We start from the raw sequence: 19601 nt of genomic DNA, 5'->3' as shown, positions 1-19601 counted from the left end.
AGAAGATGAGCACGTACGGATCCTTCCCCGGCTCGCGCCCCCGCCGGCTGCGCACCACCCCGGCGATGCGGCGGATGGTCGCGGAGACCCGCCTGCACCCCTCGGACCTGATCCTCCCCGCCTTCGTGCGGGAGGGCATCAGCGAGCCGCTGCCCATCTCGGCGATGCCGGGCGTGGTGCAGCACACGCGGGACACGCTGCGGAAGGCGGCCGTGGAGGCCGTGGAGGCGGGCGTTTCGGGGATCATGCTGTTCGGTGTCCCGGCGGACGAGAACAAGGACGCGCTGGGTACGGCGGGCACGGAACCGGACGGCATCTTGCAGGTGGCGATCCGCGACGTGCGGTCCGAGGTGGGCGACGACCTCGTGATCATGTCCGACCTGTGCCTGGACGAGTACACCGACCACGGCCACTGCGGCGTGCTGGACGAGCACGGCCGCGTCGACAACGACGCGACGCTGGAGCGCTACGCCGAGATGGCTCAGGTCCAGGCCGACGCGGGCGTCCACGTGGTGGGCCCCAGCGGCATGATGGACGGCCAGGTCGGGGTGATCCGCGACGCGCTGGACGAGACCGGGCACGAGGACGTGTCGATCCTCGCCTACACCGCCAAGTACTCCTCGGCGTTCTACGGTCCGTTCCGCGAGGCCGTCGGCTCCTCCCTCCAGGGCGACCGCAAGACCTACCAGCAGGACCCGGCGAACGCCCGCGAGTCCCTGCGGGAGCTGGCGCTGGACCTGGAGGAGGGCGCCGACATGGTCATGGTCAAGCCCGCGGGCCCCTACCTGGACATCCTGTACCGGGTCGCGCAGTCGGTGGACGTGCCGGTGGCCGCGTACCAGATCAGCGGCGAGTACGCGATGATCGAGGCGGCCGCGGAGAAGGGCTGGATCGACCGGGACCGCGCCGTGCTGGAGGCCCTGCTGGGCATCAAGCGCGCGGGCGCGGACACGATCCTCACGTACTGGGCGACGGAAGTCGCGCAGTGGCTCGGCCGGGAGCGCTGAGCGCGCGTAGCGGCGTGGGTAGTGCCGCCCGGCGCGGATGAGTACCCGCACTCATGCGGCGGCCTCGCCGGGGTGGCTGGATGGGGGCATGGAACACAACGACGCCGGCCGGGACCGGTACGCCCTCATCGCCCCGATCGTGACGACCCTGATCACGCTGCCCCTGGGGCTGGGGGCGTTCGGGTTCGCCGGGCTCAGTCCGATGGCCTGCGATTCCTGCAACGGTGAGGCGGCCCGGCGCTTCGACGACAGCTTCGGCTCCGCCTTCGCGGTGTTGCAGGTCGGGCTGGTCGTGGCGCTCGTGCTCCTGGTGGCCACCTGGGCGCTGCCCTGGCAGCAGCGCAACGCCGCGAAGCGCGTGCTCCTCGCCGCGCTCGCGCCGGCCGCCGTCCTCCTCGCGTGGCTCGTCTTCTACGGCATGGTCGACTGGCCGGCCGAGTAGCCGCAGGCGTGGTGGTGGGCGCACCCTGGAGGGAAGAGGTCGACCTCTGGAGGTGATCCCTCATGGCCACGCTCGCCGGGTGGCATGTGGAACTCGAATTCACCGAGGAGGGCCACCGCACCAGCGCGGCAGCCCTGCTCAGGCTCATGGACGGCTCCGAACTGCGGGCGCGGGGCTACGCGATGCGGCATCCGTCCGACACGGACCAGATCCGGGTCGGGGAGGAGATCGCGGGCGCACGGGCGCTCATGGATCTCGCGTCGCAGCTCCTGGACAAGGCCCACACCGAGATCGACGCGGAGTCGGGCCGCCACTCCTACCCGCTGACCCAGTGAGCGGGGCGGGTCCGGGCGGACGGTGAAGGGGCGGGGACGGGACGTGCGGGACCTTCGGGTCCCGCACGTGCATCCGGCCGGCGCACGGCGCCGATTGCCGGGGCGGGCCCGAGAGCCCGGGCCGGCGCCGAGTTCCCGGGCCGGCGCCGATTTTCCGGGCCGGCGCACGGCGCCGCCTAGCTCCGCTCCTGCACCCGGCCCTCCAGGCGGGTCATCGCCCGGGCCAGTTCGCCGGCCGTCCCCAGCGGGACGATCGCCGCGCGGCCCGGGACCCGTACGCCGCCCGTCAGGGCCACCCGGGTGCCGCCGCCCGGCTCCGGGGCCGCCGCCATGCCGACGATCAGGAAGCGGCTCTGGAGCCAGCACCAGCCCGGGCGCAACACCCCCCTGAGGTGGGCGCGCAGCCCGTACTTGCTGCGGGCCATGGCCTCCACCCGGTCGCCGCTCACCCGCAGCACCCTCACCCGGCGCATGTCCGGCTGGAAGCGGCCGAACTCGCCCTCCAGGTCGGCCATCACCGCCCAGACCGTGTCCGGGTCGGCGGGCAGCACCCGCTCGGCGATCCGCGCGCCCGGGATCCCGGCCGCCATCACCCGCAACCGGCCGACGCCGTCGCTCGCGTACGTCATGAGAACCACGCCTTCCGGAAGCTCGAACGGGCCCGGTGCAGCCGGGACTTGGCGGTACCGGGCGGTACTCCGAGGACGGCCGCGGCGGCCTCCTCGTCCAGTCCCTCGACGTCCCGCAGCACCAGCACCGCCCGGTGGCCGGGGGACAGGCGGGCCAGTACGTCGTCGATGTCGGCGGCGAGCTGCGGGTCGCCGCGCCCGGGGACGTCGGCCAGTTCGGCGGGCCGGTCCCGGGCCGCGCGGCGGGCGGTGCGCACCGCCTCGCGGACCGCGATGGCCCGGACCCAGCCGTACAGCGCCTCGGGGTCCCGCAGCGTCCTGAGCGCCCCGAAGACGGCGACCAGCGCCTCCTGCGTGGCGTCCGGGCCGTCCGCGAGGGCGATCGGGGTGCAGACGCGGGCGACGTACGGGGTCAGGTGGTCGAGGAGGTCGTGCATCGCCAGGGTGTTCCCGGCGCGGGCGGCCCGGGCGAGGGTGACTCCGCGCTCGCGTTCCGCCGGGGTCACCGGGCGCGCGCCAGACGGGCGGCGGCCCAGCCGAAGCCGAGGCAGGCGGGGGTGTAGAGCGCGAGGTTGAGTACGGAGAAGGGCCCGGGCGGGCTGTCGACGGCCCCGGTCGCGCACCCCAGGCCCGCCAGGCCCCGCACGGCGAGCCCGGCGGCGACGGCGCCGGTCACCAGGCGGGTCGCGGGCCCGCCCCGGCGGCGGGAGTGGGCCAGGACGGCGCCGGCACCGGTGAGGGTGACGGCGGCGAGCGGCAGGACGACGGGCGGCGCGAAGGAGACCTCGGTGCCGAGGACGGCCAGGGAGAGCGCGTGCGCGTCGGCGGCGGGCCAGGTCCGCCCGGTGGCCCAGTACAGGTGCGCGAGGCCGTCCACGGCCAGCAGGGCCGCGAGCGCCGTGCCCAGGCGGCGGCGGGTGGTGTCGTTCATGTGCTCCCCCTCGGTGTGCGTACCAACACCCTGGAGAGGAGCCGCCCGCGCGGAACGTTCCCTGTGTTCCGCGTCACAGGCGCGGCGGGCCGGGCCGGCGGGGCGGCCCGGCGGGGCGGCCCGGAGTCGTCCTCCGGGCCGCCCACCGGGTCCGTCAGAGGCGCTCGGGGGTGCGGATGCCGAGGAGCGCCATGCCCTTGGTGAGGGTGCGGGCGGTCAGGTCGCAGAGGAAGAGGCGGTTCTCCATCTGCTCGGCGGTGTCGGCCTTGAGGACCGGGCACTGGTCGAAGAAGGTCGAGTAGAGCGTCGCGAGCTGGAAGAGGAACGCCGCGACCTTGTGCGGGGCGTATTCGGCGGCCGCGTCCGCGATGACCTCCCCGAACTGGTCGATGTGCAGGCCGAGCGCGCGTTCGGCCGGGGCGAGCGCCAGCTCGGGGTGCGCGACGGGCCGGGTCTCTCCGGCCTTGCGCAGGATCGAGCGGTTACGGGCGTACGCGTACTGGAGGTACACGGACGTGTCACCGGTCAGGGACACCATCTGGTCGAGGTCGAACTTGTAGTCGCGGCCGGCGGAGGTGGAGAGGTCGGCGTACTTGACGGCGCCGATGCCCACGTACTGGCCGTTGGAGACGATCTCCTCCTCGCTCAGGCCGATCTTCTCGCTCTTCTCGCGCACGACGGCGGTCGCCCGCTCGACGGCCTCGTCCAGCAGGTCGACCAGGCGGACGGTCTCGCCCTCACGGGTCTTGAACGGCTTGCCGTCCTTGCCGAGGACGGTGCCGAAGGCCAACTGGACGGCCTTGACCCCGTCGTTCAGCCAGCCCGCCCGGCGGGCCGTCTCGAAGACCATCTTGAAGTGCAGGGACTGGCGGGCGTCGACCACGTAGATGAGGGTGTCGGCCTTGAGTTCGCCCACGCGGTTGCGGATCGCGGACAGGTCGGTGGCGGCGTAGCCGAAGCCGCCGTCGGACTTCTGGACGATCAGCGGCGTCGGGTTGCCGTCCGGGCCCTTGTACTCGTCGAAGAAGACGCACAGCGCGCCGTTGGAACGGACGGCGACGCCCGAGTCCTCCAGCAGCTTGCAGGTCTCGGCGAGCATGTCGTTGTAGCCGGACTCCCCGACCACGTCCGGGTCCTGGATGTCCATGTCCAGCTTGTGGAAGACCGAGTAGAAGTAGATCTTCGACTCGTCGACGAACCGCTGCCACAGGGCGAGGGTCTGGGGGTCCCCGGCCTGGAGGTCGACGACCCGGGCGCGGGCGCGCGTCTTGAACTCCTCGTCGGAGTCGAAGAGGGCGCGCGAGGCCTTGTAGAGGCGGTTCAGGTTGGACATGGCCTCCTCGCCGGAGACCTCCTCGCCGCCCTCGGCCTTGTGGTCCAGCTCGTGCGGGTGCTCCAGCAGGTACTGGATGAGCATCCCGAACTGGGTGCCCCAGTCGCCGATGTGGTGGCGGCGGACCACCTTCTCGCCCGTGAACTCCAGGATCTCGACCATCGCGGCGCCGATGACGGCGGAGCGCAGGTGGCCGACGTGCATCTCCTTGGCGACGTTGGGCTGCGCGTAGTCGATCACCGTGGTGCCGGCGTCCTCGGCGTACGGGACGCCGAGGCGGTCGTCGGCGGCGCGGGCGGCCAGGGTCTCGATGATCGCCCGGTCGGTGATCGTGATGTTGAGGAAGCCGGGGCCGGAGACCTCGATGTCCTGGATCACACCGCCCTTGTCCAGGCCTTCGAGGACGGTCGACGCGAGCTCGCGCGGGTTGGCCTTGGCCTTCTTCGCGAGGGCCAGGATGCCGTTGGCCTGGAAGTCGGCCCGGTCGCTTCGTCGCAGCAGCGGGTCGGCGGCACCGGCCTCCGGCAGGGCGGAGGCGAGGGCGTCCGCGACGCGCTGATGGACGGAGGAAGCGAGGGAAGGGACCGAGGCCATGAGCTGCCGTTCCTGTGAGGTGAACTTGGTTGTTCCGACAAGAGCCGAGTATCCCACGCGGGGGCCTTCTGTTTCTCTGGAGAATGCGGGAGGGGAGCAACCCCGGAGCGGCCTGTTCCGTCTGGGAGAATGGCGTAAGCCAGCATTCGAGATAGAAGGACGTGTCGTGGCTCAGAGCAGCACCGAGACCGACTGGGTCTCCCGTTTCGCGGACGAGGTCATCGCCGAGGCGGAGCGCCGAGCACCCGGCAAACCTGTCGTCGTCGCGTCCGGACTCTCCCCTTCCGGCCCGATCCACCTGGGCAACCTGCGCGAGGTGATGACCCCGCACCTGGTCGCCGACGAGATCCGCCGCCGCGGCATCGAGGTCCGGCACGTCCTGTCCTGGGACGACTACGACCGCTACCGCAAGGTGCCGGCGGGTGTCGAGGGCGTGGACGAGAGCTGGGCGCAGCACATCGGCAAGCCGCTGACGGCCGTCCCGGCCCCGGCCGGGTCCGCGTACGGCAGCTGGGCCGAGCACTTCAAGGCCGCGATGGTCGAGTCGCTGGCCGAGCTGGGCGTCGAGTACGACCCGATCAGCCAGACCGAGCAGTACACGACGGGCGTCTACCGCGAGCAGGTGCTGTTCGCGATGAAGCACCGGGCGGACATCGACGCCGTGCTCGACCAGTACCGCACGAAGCAGAAGCCGGGCGGCAAGAAGCCGCAGCAGAAGCAGGTCGACGAGGCCGAGCTGGAGGCCGCCGAGGGTTCGGGCGCCGCTGCCGAGGACGACGGCAGCAGCGCCGAAGGCGGCTACTTCCCGTACAAGCCGTACTGCGGCGAGTGCGGCAAGGACTTCACGAAGGTCACGGCGTACGACGACGAGACCACCGAGCTGACCTACGTCTGCACCGAGGACGAGTTCACCGAGACGGTCGCGCTCAACGAGTTCAACCGCGGCAAGCTGGTCTGGAAGGTCGACTGGCCGATGCGCTGGGCGTACGAGGGCGTCGTCTTCGAGCCCTCCGGCGTCGACCACTCCTCGCCCGGTTCGTCGTTCCAGGTCGGCGGGCAGATCGTGCACATCTTCGGCGGCGAGCAGCCGATCGGGCCGATGTACGCGTTCGTCGGCATCAGCGGCATGGCCAAGATGTCGTCCAGCAAGGGCGGGGTCCCGACCCCGGCCGACGCGCTCAAGATCATGGAGCCGCAGCTGCTGCGCTGGCTGTACGCGCGCCGCCGCCCGAACCAGTCGTTCAAGATCGCCTTCGACCAGGAGATCCAGCGGCTGTACGACGAGTGGGACAAGCTGGAGGCGAAGGTCGCCGACGGCTCCGTGCTGCCGGCCGACGCCGCCGCCCACACGCGCGCCGTGCGGACCGCGGCCGGTGAGCTGCCGCGCACCCCGCGCCCGATGCCGTACCGGACGCTGGCCTCGGTGGTCGACATCACCGCCGGGCACGACGAGCAGACGCTGCGCATCCTGTCCGACCTGGACCCGGAGCGGCCGCTGGCCTCGCTGGACGAGGTGCGGCCGCGGCTGGACCGCGCCGAGAACTGGATCACCACCCAGGTCCCGGCCGACCAGCGGACCCTGGTGCGCGAGGAGCCGGACACCGAGCTGCTGTCCTCCCTGGACGACGAGGGCCGGGAGTCGCTGCGGCTGCTCCTGGAGGGACTGGACTCGCACTGGTCGCTCGACGGGCTGACCACGCTGGTCTACGGCGTGCCGAAGGTGATGGCCGGGCTGGAGCCCGACGCGAAGCCGACGCCGGAGCTCAAGGTCGCGCAGCGCACGTTCTTCGCGCTGCTGTACCGGCTGCTGGTGACCCGGGAGACCGGGCCGCGCCTGCCCACGCTGCTGCTGGCGGTGGGGGCGGACCGGGTGCGCAAGCTGCTGGCCGCCTGAGCCACCGCCGGCCGCCTGAGCCACCGCCGGCCGCCCGAGCCGCTGCCGGCCGCCCGAGCCGCTGCCGGCCGCCCGGGCGGCGCGGCCCCGTGGCTCCGTAGGACGTGCGAAGGGCCCGTACCCCTGGGGGTGCGGGCCCTTCGTCGTGAGCGGTTACGCGATGTGCTCGTTCTCCAGGTCCCGCTGGTAGCGGAGCTTGAGCTCGGGCATCAGGCGGCGGATCATCGAGGCGCTGCGCGGGTGCACGATCCCGTGGCGGTCCGAGAGGTGTATGTCCACCTGCTCCGGGGTCGGGAACTGCGAGTGCTCGTCGAGGAAGGCGCGGAACACCTCGTAGGCGGCCTCCGCGAACTTCACCTCGTCGACGTCCGGGTCCGGGGCGCTCTCCGGCACCGGTGCGGGGGTCTGCTCCTGCTGGTCCGGGCCGGCCGGGGGCATGACCGGGGTCGGCTCCAGGCCCTCGACGTACTGGGGGTTGTAGCCGCCCTCGTACGCGGCCTGGGGGGCCAGGGGCGCGGCGAACCAGGCGCTGTTGTGGGCGGCCGGCATGGCGGTCGGCTCGACTGCGAAGGGCAGGGGGGCGGGGAGGGGGCCGGGGACCGCCGGCTGGGGGGCGGGCCGGGCCCCGGGTGCGGCCTGGGCCTCGGACGCGGCTTCCGGAGCCGGTTGTCCGGGCGCCGCCTCGAGGGCGGGGGCCGGGACGGTGGCATCCGGCCCGGCCTCGGCCGGGGGCAGCAGCATCGGTTCGATACCGGCCGCCGCGAGGCCGGTCGGGGCCGTCTGGGCGAGCGGCACCCCTATCCGGGCCAGGCGCAGCGGCATCAGCGCCTCCACGGGGGCCTTGCGGCGCCAGGCGCGCCCGTAGCGGGCCTGGAGGCGGGCCTGGTAGATCAGCCGGTCCTGCTCCATGCCGACGGCCTGCTCGTAGGAGCGCAGTTCCCACAGCTTCATCCGGCGCCACAGTTTGAAGGTGGGGACGGGGGAGAGCAGCCAGCGGGTGATCCGGACGCCCTCCATGTGCCGGTCGGCGGTGATGTCCGCGATCCGGCCGACCGCGTGCCGGGCCGCCTCGACGGTGACCACGAACAGGATCGGGATCACCGCGTGCATGCCGACACCGAGCGGATCCGGCCACGCTGCCGCGCCGTTGAACGCGATCGTGGCGGCGGTCAGCAGCCACGCCGTCTGGCGCAGCAGCGGGAACGGGATGCGGATCCAGGTCAGCAACAGGTCGAGCGCCAGCAGCACGCAGATGCCGGCGTCGATGCCGATGGGGAACACCAGCGAGAAGCTGCCGAAGCCCTTCTTCAAGGCCAGGGCCCGCACCGCGGAGTACGAACCCGCGAAGCCGATGCCCGCGATGACCACGGCTCCGGCGACCACGACACCGATGAGTATCCGGTGCGTACGAGTCAACTGCATCGCGGCCACGCGTGATCCCCTGTCCTTCGACGTGCTACGAGCTGCTGCCGGGAGCTGTTCGAGCCCGGGCAGGCACAGAGTACGGGTGACTGGATGTCAGCCCTACCTCTGCCCCTGCTCCCGCCGATTCCGCCGGCTTCGACCGGGCGCTTCCTACTGGTCCGCGGACTTCGAGGGCTCCGGGGACTTGGACTCCTGCCCCTGGCCCTGGCCCTGCCCCTGCCCCTGACCCTGGCCCTGGCCCTGCGCGGACTGCGACGGCGCGGGGGCCTGCTGTCCGCCCTGGCCGGGGGCCGGCTGGCCGGTGCCCGCGGCCTCGACCGAAGCGGCCGTCTCCTTGGCGGCGGCGACGGCGTCCTGGAGCAGCTTGCCCTGGTCGGGGGCGGCGGCGCCCTCGTAGGCGGCGCCGTTGTAGTCGAGGGTGATCACGACGTTCTTGTCGCGCACGACGATGGTGGTGTTGAAGAAGTCGACGTCCTTCTTCACGCCGTAGACGACCGAGGTGCCCTGGTCACCGATCCCGCCGGCCTGCTCCACCTTGACGTCGTGGGCGCCGTCGACCTTCTTCGCCGTCTCGACCTGCTTGTTGTACTGCTCCTCGGCGCGCTTGTTGCCGCTGCCGAGCGTGGCGTGGGAGTCGTAGCGGACCAGGGAGATCGACAGCCAGTGGTACTGCGAGCCCTTGAGGCCGTCCTCGTCGAGACCGTTCCAGGAGCAGCTGGCGCGGCTGGAGAGGTCGTTCGACTTCGTCGCCGTGCCGTTCTTGTCCTTCGCTTCGGGCACGAGGGAGTCGATGGTCTTCGACTGCACCGCCTTGCAGGGCTCCGGCAGCGTGGCGAACGCCACCTTCTCCAGGGTGGGCGACGCCTTCGCGCCCGGCTTGGAAGGTGCGGAGGAATCGGACTTCTTGCCGTCCGAGCCCGAGGCCTTGCCCGAATCGGAGGAGCATCCGGCGACGGTGAGGATCACCGGGACGGCTGCGCAGGCGAGAACGCGGGTGAGGCGCGAGGCTGATCGGTGCATGTTTCCTTCAGTCGTTGGGGCCATTTCGGGGCGCGGGACTCGAACAACGGTAGCCCGACCCGGCGCCCGGCTGCTGTGCGCGCCGTCACGCGGGCCGCGCGCGCCCCCCGGGGGCGCGTGCGGTCAGTCGTTGAACCGTTCGACGAGCGCCTGCGCCAACTGCCGGACCTTGTCCTGGGTTTCCGCGCTGGAGGGCACGACCCCGGGCTGGGACGGCTGGATGCTGTACTCGATGGTGACGATGACGTTCGAGGTACGGAACACAGTGCGCACGGTGCGCGACTGGGGGGCGGTGGTGCCGGCCGGGCTCAGCTTGTCCTCGATGTACGCCTCGTTGCCCAGCCCCTCCAGCACGCGGGAGCCGAGCTCCGGCGGGGCGGTGGGGGTGGGGCTTCCGCTCGGGCTGCCGCCGGCTCCTGCCGGGTTCGGGGCCGAGCCGGGAGCGGTCGCGCCGGCGGTCGCGCCGGAAGCCGTCGCGACGGGAGCGGCGGGGACCGGGGGAGCCGTGGCGGGTGCGGCGGGCGCGGAGGGCGTCGCCGAAGCCCCGGGGAAGGGGAGGTGGGCGTCGGTGAGGCGGCGTACGTACACCTGCCGCGCCTTGTCGTCGTCGCTCGCGGCGGCGCGGTCGTACGAGACCACGCGCTCGAAGCCGACCGACAACAGCCGGGTCTCCGAGGGCGTCTGCGCGGTCCAGCGGCAGCCGACGCGCCTGTCGGCGTCGTACGAGGCGTCCGCCGTCCCGGCGTAGAGCAACTCCCGCTGTTCGGCGGTGAGGCTCTCGTCGGCGGGGAGCATGCCGCGCAGCCGCTTGAGGTCGGCGGCCTTGCACGGGGCGGGGAGGCTGCGGTACTTCCCCGGCTGTGCGGGCACGGCGGAGCTGCCGCCGGCCTTCGCGTCGGTGGTGGTCCCGGGGCCGCTCGTCTCGGTGCACCCGGTGAGGCCGGTGACCCCGGCCACGAGCGCGGTGAGCATCGCGACGCCTGGCAGGGCCCGCCGTCGTACCGCCTTGCGCTGCACGTCCTGTGGCTCCCTTCGGCCGGCCGGCTGCCCGGCGGTCAGGAAATTGCTTTGCCGTGGCTGGGGCACGGCTGGACACAATGTCTATCGCACACGCTGGTGCCGGCGCCGGTTCCTTGTCCGCTATGGGGCTATGAGCGAGGCTTTTTGCGTATTCCGACTTTCCTGTGATTAACGGGGTTTTGAGGGCGTTATGTCGTACGTAGAGGTACCCGGGGCGAACGTCCCGATCCGGATGTGGACCGATCCCGCGTCGGTCGAGGACCACGCGATGCAGCAGCTGCGCAACGTCGCGACCCTGCCGTGGATCAAGGGCCTGGCCGTCATGCCCGACGTCCACTACGGCAAGGGCGCCACGGTCGGTTCCGTGATCGCGATGAAGGACGCGGTGTGCCCGGCGGCGGTCGGCGTCGACATCGGCTGCGGGATGTCGGCCGTGCGGACCTCCCTCACCGCGAACGACCTGCCCGGCGACCTGTCGGGACTGCGCTCGAAGATCGAGCAGGCCATCCCGGTGGGCGTGGGCATGCACAAGGAGGCCGTGGACCCGGCGCGGCTGTACGGCTTCGGGGCGGCCGGGTTCGGGGATCTCTGGGAGCGCTTCGACCACGTCACGGACTCGGTGAAGTACCGGCGCGACCGTGCGATGCGGCAGATGGGGAGCCTGGGGCAGGGCAACCACTTCTGCGAGGTCTGCATCGACACGGACGGCTCCGTCTGGCTCATGCTGCACTCGGGTTCGCGCAACATCGGCAACGAACTGGCGAACTTCCACATCGGCGTGGCCCGCGGTCTCGCGCACAACCAGGGCCTGGTCGACCGGGACCTGGCGGTGTTCCTGGCGGCGACCCCGGAGATGGACGCGTACCGCAACGACCTGTTCTGGGCGCAGGAGTACGCGAAGTTCAACCGCGCCGTGATGATGAGCCTGTTCAAGGAGGTCATCCGCAAGCAGTTCCGCAAGGCCAAGGTCTCCTTCGAGCGGGAGATCAGCTGCCACCACAACTACGTGGCCCAGGAGCGGTACGACGGCATGGACCTGCTGGTCACGCGCAAGGGCGCGATCCGCGCGGGCAGCGGGGACTACGGGATCATCCCCGGCTCGATGGGGACCGGTTCGTACATCGTGAAGGGACTCGGCAACGAGAAGTCCTTCAACTCGGCTTCGCACGGCGCGGGCCGGAAGATGAGCCGGACGGCGGCGAAGAAGCGTTTCTCGGCGCGGGACCTCGCGGAGCAGACCAAGGGCGTGGAGTGCCGCAAGGACTCCGGCGTGGTGGACGAGATCCCGGGCGCGTACAAGTCGATCGAGCAGGTCATCGACCAGCAGACCGACTTGGTCGAGGTGGTGGCCAAGCTCAGGCAGGTCATCTGCATCAAGGGCTGACCGGCGCGCGCCGCCCAGCGCGCGCCGTTCGGCGTGTGCCGTTCACCGCGCGCTCCGCGCGTCGCGTCCGGGAACCGGTTCCTCGTGGTCGCCCCCGGGGGGTGGGTCAGAGCTCGCGGTGGACCTTCGTGTTCGAGGCCTGGGCGCGCGGGCGGACCACCAGGAGGTCGATGTTGACGTGGCTGGGGCGGGTCACCGCCCAGGTGATCGTGTCGGCCACGTCGTCTGCGGACAGGGGGTGCGCGACGCCCGCGTAGACCTTCTCGGCCTTCTCCGCGTCGCCCCGGAAGCGGGTCTTCGCGAACTCCTCCGTCTTGACCATGCCCGGCGCGATCTCGATGACGCGGACGGGCTGCCCGACGATCTCCAGCCGGAGCGTCTCGGCGAGCACGCGGGCGCCGTTCTTCGCGGCGACGTAGCCCGCGCCGCCCTCGTAGGTGGAGTGCCCGGCGGTGGAGGACAGGACGACCACCGTGCCGTCGCCGGAGGCCACCAGGGCCGGGAGCAGGGCCTGGGTCACGTGGAGCGTGCCGATGACGTTGACCTCGTACATCGTGCGCCAGTCGGCGGGGTCGCCGGTGGCCACGGGCTCCGCCCCGATCGCCCCGCCGGCGTTGTTGACGAGCACGTCGCAGCGCGCGAGGGACGCCGCGAAGGCGTCCACGGCGGCGCGGTCGGTGACGTCGAGGGCGTGGGCGGTGGCCCGGTGGCCCGCGTCGGTGATCTCGGCGGCCAGGGCCTCGATGCGGTCCTTGCGGCGGGCGGTGAGGACGACGTGGTAGCCGGCCGCCGCGAGCTGCCGGGCGGTGGCCGCGCCGATGCCGCTGCTCGCGCCGGTGACCACGGCGGTACGGGTGGCGGGGCTCATGGGCGTGCTCCTCGTTCGTCGTTCGTTCGTACGGGCGATTCCCGGCCAGCATAGGCGGATGCCACGGCTCAGCCGGTTGGCCGTCCCCGGCGGCCGCGCCGCGCCCTCGTTCGTGTGATGGTCCGACCGGCGGGGGCCGGAGCGGTCTAGCGTCCGCGCGTGGAGGTGGTGGCGGTGCGCCGTGGTGCCGTACGGAGTGTGGTGGTGGCGGGCTTGCTCGTGCTGGGCGGTGCCGTGGGCGCGGGCAGCGCCGGGGCCCGGGCGCCCGAGCCGGAGGCGGACGTCTCGTACCACGGCCGGGTCTCGCTGGACCGGGGGCAGCTGCGGGTGTGGCTGGTCCCGCAGAACGAGGGTCCGACCGCGCTGGCCGACGCCACGCTGCGGGTGCGGCTGTCGGCGGACCTCGGGGACGTGCAGGAGCTGGCCGAGGGGTGCGCGCGGGCCGGGCGGCGCGAGGTGGTCTGCGAGACCGGCCCGCTGCCCGCGCACGGGAGGGGCCGGCACATCGGGCTGCTGCTCGGGCTGCGGGAGCGGGTTCCGGAGGTGGTGGTACGGGTCGACACGTGGTGGAACGGCGACGCCGCCGACCGCAACAGCGGCAACAACGAGCACGCGGTGCTGGCCCTGGACACGGGGGACTCGTACGCCTTCTGACCTCTGCTACTGCTGTTCCTTGTGCGGCGCGGGCCGGGGCAGGAGCCAGGACGCCACGGCGGACGCGGTGGCGGTGTCGTCGGCCCGCTCGGAGCTCCAGGCGACGTAGCCGTCGGGGCGTACGAGGACGGACGCCGTGCGGGGCCGCCCGGTGGGCCAGTGGTGGTGGGAGAGCGGGCTCCCGGGCGGGGTGGGCCGTCCGGGAGGGGTGATGAGGACGAAGCTGCCGGTGCGCAGGGCCTCGTAGAGGCGCAGGCCGCCGGCGAGGGGCAGGTCGGGGGCGCGCCGGCCCGCGGTGGTCGGGCGGTGGGTGCCCGCGGGGGGCGGGTAGCCGATCCCGATGCCGGAGACGAGGCCGAGCGCGCGCTCCTGGGCCGGGCCGACCCGGGCGAGGACCGCGGCGCCGAGCGCGCGGGCGGCGCGGCGGGCGGGGTCGCTGACCATGGCGGTGCGGACGAGGGCGCCGCTCGCGCGCAGGACGAGCCGGCCGACGGGGTGGCGTTCGCGGTGGTAGCTGTCGAGGAGGGCCTCGGGGTCGGGGCTGTGGCCGTGGAGGACGGCGGCGAGCTTCCAGGAGAGGTTGGCGGCGTCCTGGAGGCCGGTGTTCATGCCGAGGCCACCGGCGGGGGAGTGGACGTGGGCGGCGTCCCCGGCGAGGAAGACGCGGCCGGCGCGGTAGTGGGGGACCTGGCGTTCGTCGCTGTGGAAGCGGGACATCCAGCGGGGGTCGTGCATGCCGTGGTCGGTGCCGAGGGCGGCGCGGGTGATGGCGCGCAGCTCTTCGAGGCCGACGGGGTCGGTGTCGGCGGCGCGGCCGTCGCGGTGCCAGGCGATGGCGCGGTACCAGCCGTCGCCGAAGGGGACGACGAGGGCGAAGGCGTCGGCGCTGCCGTTGACGGCGAGGAAGTCCTCGGGGGGATCGGTCAGCCGTACGTCGGCCAGGACCATGGAGCGGACGACGGCCTTGCCGGGGAAGGGGAGGCCCAGGGCCCGGCGGACGGTGGAGCGGACGCCGTCGGTGCCGACGACGTGGCGGGCGGTCTGCCGCACGGGGCCGGCGGGGGTGGTGATGTCGAGGGTGACGCTGTCGTGGTCCTGGTGGAGGCCGGTGACTTCGCAGTCATATCGGATGACCGCCCCTGTGGACAGAGCTCGGCGCTCCAGCAGTTTCTCTGTCTCATATTGAGGGGTGATCAGTACGAAGGGGTAGCGGGAGCTCAGCCGTTGAAGGGAGAGGGCCATGCCACCGAAGGGGCGCAGCCGGTCGATCCGTCGGCCGGTGGAGACGAGCTGGTCGGCGATGCCGCGCGCGTCGAGGAGTTCGAGGGTGCGGGCGTGGACGGCGAAGGCCCGGGTCAGATTGGCGGCGGTCTGGGGGCGCCGCTCGATGAGGGTGACGGAGAGACCTGCGGCGGCGAGGTCGCCGGCGAGCAGGAGCCCGGTGGGTCCGGCTCCGACGACGGCGACGTCGACGACGGCGTGGGGCGTGTGGTCCTCAGCGGCAGTCATGCCTCGGCAGTTTGCCGCACCTCACGCGGCGGCGTCACCGTCTCCGTCGCCCCGGCCCTTGTCGCCGGGGCCGAATTCGGCCACGGCTTCGGAGACGATCCGCTCCAGGCGGGCGTGGTGGGCGCCGCGCCAGTACACGCGCTCGCAGTCGGTGCACTGGGCGAACACGTCGTAGGAGCGCTGCGTGCCGTGCTGGAGGCGGTCGCCCACGCTGTCCTTGTCGGCTTCGCGGAGCGGTCCGTTGCAGGCGGTGCAGCGGGTCCAGGGTGCGAGGTGCGGGGCGAAGCGGCTGAGTACGTCGCGCAGTTGCTCGTCGGGGTTGTCGCTGTAGACGTACGCGCCGGCGAAGATCTCGCGGCGGCGCAGCAGGCCGCGGTCGCGGGAGAGGAGGACACGGCGCTCGGCGGCGGAGCGGGTGGCGAGGGCGGGGTCCCCGATGTCCTCGTTCTCGTAGGCGGCGTCGACTCCCAGCAGGCGCAGGCGGCGGGCGAGCGTGCCGAGGTGGACGTCGAGGAGGAACCGGAGGGGGGTGCCGTCGTCGCTGCGCTGCGGGATCCGCTGGGGGCGGTCGACGCCGAACACCTCGACCAGCTCGCCTGCTTGCGGGACGTACGAGACGGGCACCTCCTGCCCGTCCACGAGCAGCCGGCCGACCTCGGTGAGCGGGACGCCGGCGGACTCGACGACGTGTCCGACGCTGGAGGCGCCGTCGGTCACGGTGGGAACCCGCTCGGCCCGCCGACTGGGCGCGGCGAAGACGTGCAGTTCGGGCGCGAGGGTGAGCTGAATGCCGGGTCCGTTCACCCTGCCAGCATGCCATCCGCCTCCGACGCCCCGGGCGGAATTTCCACCGCCGCCCCCCGCCCCGGGGACCCTCCGCCCCGGCGCGGCTCGCCGGTCCCGCCCGGGCCCGGAGGGCCGGCGGCCCGGGGCGACGGGCGGAGCCGGGTGGTCGGTCGTGGGGGTGGTCAGCCGAGGAGGGCCGCGAACATGCCGGGTTCGTAGGAGCCGCCCTGTTGGTGGACGATCACCGCGAGACGGTTGGCCGCGTTGATCAGGGCGGTCAGGGAGACCAGCGCCGCGACCTGGTCGTCGTCGTAGTGCTTGCGCACCTCGGCCCAGGTCTCGTCGGACACGCCCTGGTGGGCGTCGGCGAGCCGGGTGCCCTCTTCGGCGAGGGCCAGCGCGGCCCGCTCGGCCTCGGTGAACACGGACGACTCGCGCCAGGCGGCGACCAGGTGGAGCCGGACCGCGCTCTCACCGGCGGCCGCGGCCTCCTTGGTGTGGATGTCGATGCACCAGCCGCAACCGTTGATCTGGCTGATCCGCAGCGACACCAGCTCCTGCGTGGACTTCGGCAGCGGCGACTGGTCGATCACCAGGCCGGTGTTGGCGAACCGCTTGGCGAACTTGACCGCGATCTCGTTCTCGAACAGGTTGAACCGGGTTTCCATGATCTCGTCCTCACTCGTGTGTCTTGCGGGAACGAACACCAGATGCCGGCGACCCGCCGCCTGTGACAGGGGCGGCGCTGTGACGAGCGTCACCGCCCGGGGGTGTCACAAAGCGGCGGCCGGCGGCATCTCGTGCGCGTGTCACCGACACGGCGAACAGGCAGGCCGGCAGGCAGGAGCAGCAGGTGAAGAGCGAGCACGGCGAGCACACGGAAGACGCGGGCGCCACCGAGGCGTTCGTCGCCCACCGCAACCTGCTGTTCACGGTGGCCTACGAGATGCTCGGCTCGGCCGCCGATGCGGAGGACGTGCTGCAGGAGACCTGGCTCCGGTGGGCGGGCGTCGACCTCGCCCCGGTGCGGGACCGCCGGGCGTACCTGGTGCGGATCACGACCCGACAGGCACTGATCCGGCTGCGGACGCTCGGCCGCCGCAAGGAGTCGTACGTCGGCTCCTGGCTGCCCGAGCCGCTGCTGACGACCCCGGACGTGGCCGAGGACGTCGAGCTGGCCGACAGCGTCTCGATGGCGATGATGCTCGTCCTGGAAACGCTCGCGCCGACCGAGCGGGCGGTCTTCGTGCTGCGCGAGGTGTTCGACCTCGGCTACGAGGAGATCGCCGAGGCCGTCGACAAGACGCCGGCCGCGGTCCGCCAGATCGCCCACCGGGCACGCGCACACGTCGCCGCGCGCCGCCCGCGCGCGGCGGTCTCCAGGGCCGAGACCCGGGGCGCGCTCGACGCGTTCCGGCGGGCGGTGGAGACCGGTGACCTCCAGGGCCTGCTCGACCTTCTCGCACCGGACGTCGTCCTCCTCGGTGACGGCGGTGGCATCAAGCAGGCCGTCCTGCGGCCCGTCGTGGGGGCCGACAAGGTGGCCCGCCTCCTCGCCACCGGACTGGCCAGGCACACCACGGCGTCGCTGCGCCCGGCACAGGTCAACGCCCACCCGGCCGTGGTCCTCCACCTCGACGGCGCGCTCGACACCGTCCTGGCGGTGCGCATCGACGACGGCCTCATCACCGGCCTGTACGCCGTGCGCAACCCCGAGAAGCTGTCCCACATGCACCGGGAGACCTCCCTGCGCCGCTGAGCCGGGAGCCCGGGTCGGCGACGGGCCCGCAAACGCCCGGGAGCGCCCGGAGCGCCCGGGAGCCACCCGCCCGGGGGACCCGGCGCACGGCCCGGCGCGGCGACGGGCGGCCCGGACCCGCTCTGGCCACGCTAAGTGCGCAGATCACCACCGCACCGCACCACCCGGAGGCAGAGATGACCCAGGCCGTACCGTTCACGACCGCCGAGACCCACGGGCTGCGGGACACGCTGGACGAGATCGTCGCCGACCGCGCCACCCCCGGCGGCGTCCTCGTCTGCGGTACGGCCACCGGGGAGCGGACCGTGATCTCCGCCGGGGTCGTCTCCCCGTACACCAACCCCAAGGCCCCCGACGAGAACACCGTCTACGACCTGGCCTCGCTGACGAAGGTCACGGCGACCTGGCCGCTCGTCGGCCGGGCCGTCGCCGACGGGCTGCTCGACCTCGACACCCCGGTCCGGGCGTACCTGCCGCCGATGGACGGCCCCATGCCCAGCGGTGAAGCCACCGTGCGCCAGCTGCTGTCGCACACCGGCGGCCTCCAGGCCGCGACCCGCCTCGACCTCTACGACCTCACCTCCAGGCCGTTGCACGAGCTGATCTGCCACGAGCTGATGGAGAACCTGCCCGGCAGCCACCGCTACGTCAACCGCGGCTACATCCTGCTCGGCCTGGCCCTCGTCCACGTCGCCGGCCGGCCGCTGGACCGCCTGGCCGCCGACTTCTGGGCCGAGCTGGGCATGGGCCGCACCGGCTACGGTCCGATCCCCCAGGCCCCCGACGTCGCGCCGACCGAGCACCCCGACGGCCATGACCGCCTGTGGGGCGTGGTGCACGACGAGAACGCCGCGACGATGGGCGGGGTCGCCGGCCACGCCGGGGTCTTCGCGCCCGCCGCGGACCTCGCCACGTACGCCGAGCACCTGCTGGGCGGCCGCACGGGCCCCACCCCCTCGGGCCGCACGGGCCCCACCCCCTCGGGCCACGCGCGCCCCACCCCCTCGGGCCACGCGAGCCCGCTCACGCTGTGGCTGCGCGAGAGCCTCGCCCCCCAGGCGGAGATCGAGCCGGGCCTCTACCGGGGCCTGGGCTGGATCCTCGCCGCCGGCGGAACGGTGGCCTACCACCACGGCTTCACCGGGACGAGCCTCTACCTCGCCCCCGCCACCGGCCGCTACGTGGTCATCGTCACCAACGCCGTCCACAACGGCGCCCCCCGCGTCCGGCTGGCCCCGCTGCGCGAGCGCGCCCTCAAGATCCTGACCGGGTGAGGCCGGGCTTCACGAAGGGACGGGCTTCACGAAGGGACGGGTGTCACGGCCAGACGAGGCAGTACGCCTGGTGGCCCGCCTCATGGAGGCGGTGGGAGAAGTCCTGCCACTCGTGCAGGAGCTGGTAGACGTTGAACGCGTCGCTCGGCCCCCCGCGGTCGGGGACCGTGGACCAGATGAAGGCCGCCGCTCCGACGGACTCCTCGCCGACGCCGCGCAGCGGGTCGACCACCGTCATCGGGAGCTTGACCACCGCGTAGTCGGGGTGCAGGACGACCAGTTCCAGCGGGGGCACCTTGTGCAGGGGTATGCCTTCGATGCCGGTCAGGACCATCGCCGCCATGGTCTCCGGCTTGATCTTGGTGAACAGGCCGCCCATGCCCAGCTCGTCCCCGCCGAGCTCCTCCGGCCGCATGGTGACGGGCACCCGCGCCGCCGTCGCGCCGTCCGGGGCGCCGAAGTACTTGTAGGTCACGCCCATGCCACGGCCCTTGGGCAGAGCGTCCGGCGGCACGATCGGTTCGGGTGCCGCATCGGCGGCCTCGGTGCCGCGCCGCCGGTGCTTGCCGCGACGGCGGGCATCACGGGCGCGCTGCGGGTCCAGGCCGTCCGTACCCTCGCCCGGTCCACCACCGCGTTGCATATCTCCACCCGACTGGTATTGCCTGCCCCGGCCCCGCGGCCCCCGCCACGCAGCCTGATCATCATGGCAGTGACCTCCCCCGGGGTGGCGCGGT

20 protein-coding genes are annotated in these 19601 nt (G+C 72.8%); 8 read left to right on the top strand and 12 right to left on the bottom strand.

Annotation, left to right across the window (positions count from 1 at the left end):
- Positions 1-5 precede the first annotated feature (5 nt).
- The 3 genes from hemB to OHA81_RS14315 all read left to right on the top strand — a co-directional run bounded on the left by hemB (position 6) and on the right by OHA81_RS14315 (position 1784).
- A complete protein-coding gene (gene hemB / locus OHA81_RS14325) occupies positions 6-1007 on the top strand; it encodes a porphobilinogen synthase (protein ID WP_329196081.1) in 1002 nt (333 codons plus the stop codon).
- Positions 1008-1095: 88 nt separating this feature from the next.
- Entirely contained in the window at positions 1096-1449 is a 354-nt protein-coding gene (locus OHA81_RS14320; protein ID WP_329196080.1) for a hypothetical protein, read from the top strand.
- A 62-nt stretch (positions 1450-1511) separates the two neighbouring features.
- Positions 1512-1784, top strand: a complete 273-nt coding sequence (locus OHA81_RS14315; RefSeq protein WP_329196078.1) for a DUF1876 domain-containing protein — start codon at positions 1512-1514, stop codon at positions 1782-1784.
- A gap of 176 nt (positions 1785-1960) precedes the next feature.
- On the opposite strand, the gene OHA81_RS14310 is transcribed toward OHA81_RS14315, so the two are convergent.
- The 4 genes from OHA81_RS14310 to argS all read right to left on the bottom strand — a co-directional run bounded on the left by OHA81_RS14310 (position 1961) and on the right by argS (position 5271).
- Positions 1961-2413, bottom strand: coding sequence for a hypothetical protein (locus OHA81_RS14310; RefSeq protein WP_329196075.1), 453 nt, complete (start codon positions 2411-2413; stop codon positions 1961-1963).
- Complete coding sequence (locus tag OHA81_RS14305) at positions 2410-2919, bottom strand: RNA polymerase sigma factor (RefSeq protein ID WP_329196072.1); 510 nt, start codon at positions 2917-2919, stop codon at positions 2410-2412. Before OHA81_RS14305 ends, OHA81_RS14310 begins: the two co-directional genes overlap by 4 nt.
- Positions 2916-3344, bottom strand: a complete 429-nt coding sequence (locus OHA81_RS14300) for a DUF3995 domain-containing protein (RefSeq protein ID WP_329196070.1) — start codon at positions 3342-3344, stop codon at positions 2916-2918. Before OHA81_RS14300 ends, OHA81_RS14305 begins: the two co-directional genes overlap by 4 nt.
- Positions 3345-3498: 154 nt before the next feature.
- The gene (argS, locus tag OHA81_RS14295) at positions 3499-5271 is read right to left on the bottom strand and encodes an arginine--tRNA ligase (RefSeq protein WP_329196068.1); all 1773 of its coding nucleotides are present in this window, start codon (positions 5269-5271) and stop codon (positions 3499-3501) included.
- A 166-nt stretch (positions 5272-5437) separates the two neighbouring features.
- Between argS and lysS the strand changes: the two genes are divergently transcribed.
- The gene (lysS, locus tag OHA81_RS14290; RefSeq protein WP_329196067.1) at positions 5438-7165 is read left to right on the top strand and encodes a lysine--tRNA ligase; all 1728 of its coding nucleotides are present in this window, start codon (positions 5438-5440) and stop codon (positions 7163-7165) included.
- A 153-nt stretch (positions 7166-7318) separates the two neighbouring features.
- On the opposite strand, the gene OHA81_RS14285 is transcribed toward lysS, so the two are convergent.
- The 3 genes from OHA81_RS14285 to OHA81_RS14275 form a co-directional block, all read right to left on the bottom strand.
- Complete coding sequence (locus OHA81_RS14285) at positions 7319-8587, bottom strand: DUF2637 domain-containing protein (RefSeq protein ID WP_329202282.1); 1269 nt, start codon at positions 8585-8587, stop codon at positions 7319-7321.
- Positions 8588-8740: 153 nt separating this feature from the next.
- Positions 8741-9610 (bottom strand): DUF3558 family protein, encoded by an 870-nt coding sequence (locus tag OHA81_RS14280; RefSeq protein WP_329196065.1) that lies wholly within the window; start codon positions 9608-9610, stop codon positions 8741-8743.
- Between the two features lie 123 nt (positions 9611-9733).
- Entirely contained in the window at positions 9734-10627 is an 894-nt protein-coding gene (locus OHA81_RS14275) for a DUF3558 domain-containing protein (protein ID WP_329196063.1), read from the bottom strand.
- A 193-nt stretch (positions 10628-10820) separates the two neighbouring features.
- Between OHA81_RS14275 and OHA81_RS14270 the strand changes: the two genes are divergently transcribed.
- Positions 10821-12014 carry an RtcB family protein gene (locus OHA81_RS14270; RefSeq protein WP_329196062.1) on the top strand — a complete coding sequence of 398 codons (1194 nt, stop codon included), beginning with the start codon at positions 10821-10823 and terminating at the stop codon, positions 12012-12014.
- Positions 12015-12120: 106 nt separating this feature from the next.
- Here OHA81_RS14270 and OHA81_RS14265 read toward each other — a convergent pair whose 3' ends face one another.
- Entirely contained in the window at positions 12121-12882 is a 762-nt protein-coding gene (locus OHA81_RS14265; RefSeq protein ID WP_329196060.1) for an SDR family oxidoreductase, read from the bottom strand.
- A gap of 159 nt (positions 12883-13041) precedes the next feature.
- Between OHA81_RS14265 and OHA81_RS14260 the strand changes: the two genes are divergently transcribed.
- A complete protein-coding gene (locus OHA81_RS14260; RefSeq protein WP_329196058.1) occupies positions 13042-13536 on the top strand; it encodes a hypothetical protein in 495 nt (164 codons plus the stop codon).
- A gap of 6 nt (positions 13537-13542) precedes the next feature.
- Here OHA81_RS14260 and OHA81_RS14255 read toward each other — a convergent pair whose 3' ends face one another.
- From OHA81_RS14255 to OHA81_RS14245, 3 genes are all read right to left on the bottom strand, one after another.
- Entirely contained in the window at positions 13543-15045 is a 1503-nt protein-coding gene (locus OHA81_RS14255; RefSeq protein WP_329196056.1) for an FAD-dependent oxidoreductase, read from the bottom strand.
- Positions 15046-15066: 21 nt separating this feature from the next.
- The gene (locus OHA81_RS14250; protein ID WP_329196054.1) at positions 15067-15849 is read right to left on the bottom strand and encodes a Mut7-C RNAse domain-containing protein; all 783 of its coding nucleotides are present in this window, start codon (positions 15847-15849) and stop codon (positions 15067-15069) included.
- 164 nt (positions 15850-16013) lie between these two features.
- Positions 16014-16499 (bottom strand): carboxymuconolactone decarboxylase family protein, encoded by a 486-nt coding sequence (locus OHA81_RS14245; RefSeq protein WP_329196052.1) that lies wholly within the window; start codon positions 16497-16499, stop codon positions 16014-16016.
- A gap of 185 nt (positions 16500-16684) precedes the next feature.
- Here OHA81_RS14245 and OHA81_RS14240 point away from each other — a divergent pair, with 185 nt between their 5' ends.
- Together OHA81_RS14240 and OHA81_RS14235 are read left to right on the top strand one after the other, a co-directional pair.
- A complete protein-coding gene (locus OHA81_RS14240) occupies positions 16685-17590 on the top strand; it encodes an RNA polymerase sigma-70 factor (protein WP_329196050.1) in 906 nt (301 codons plus the stop codon).
- A 176-nt stretch (positions 17591-17766) separates the two neighbouring features.
- Positions 17767-18864 (top strand): serine hydrolase domain-containing protein, encoded by a 1098-nt coding sequence (locus OHA81_RS14235; protein ID WP_329196049.1) that lies wholly within the window; start codon positions 17767-17769, stop codon positions 18862-18864.
- Between the two features lie 43 nt (positions 18865-18907).
- Here OHA81_RS14235 and OHA81_RS14230 read toward each other — a convergent pair whose 3' ends face one another.
- Positions 18908-19345, bottom strand: coding sequence for a hypothetical protein (locus OHA81_RS14230; protein WP_136216611.1), 438 nt, complete (start codon positions 19343-19345; stop codon positions 18908-18910).
- Between the last annotated feature and the right edge of the window lie 256 nt (positions 19346-19601).

Source organism: Streptomyces sp. NBC_00667 (genome assembly GCF_036226825.1).
Taxonomy (GTDB): Bacteria; Actinomycetota; Actinomycetes; order Streptomycetales; family Streptomycetaceae; genus Streptomyces.
Note: the sequence above shows the minus strand (reverse complement) of the source record. Positions and strands in the feature narration are given on the sequence as shown.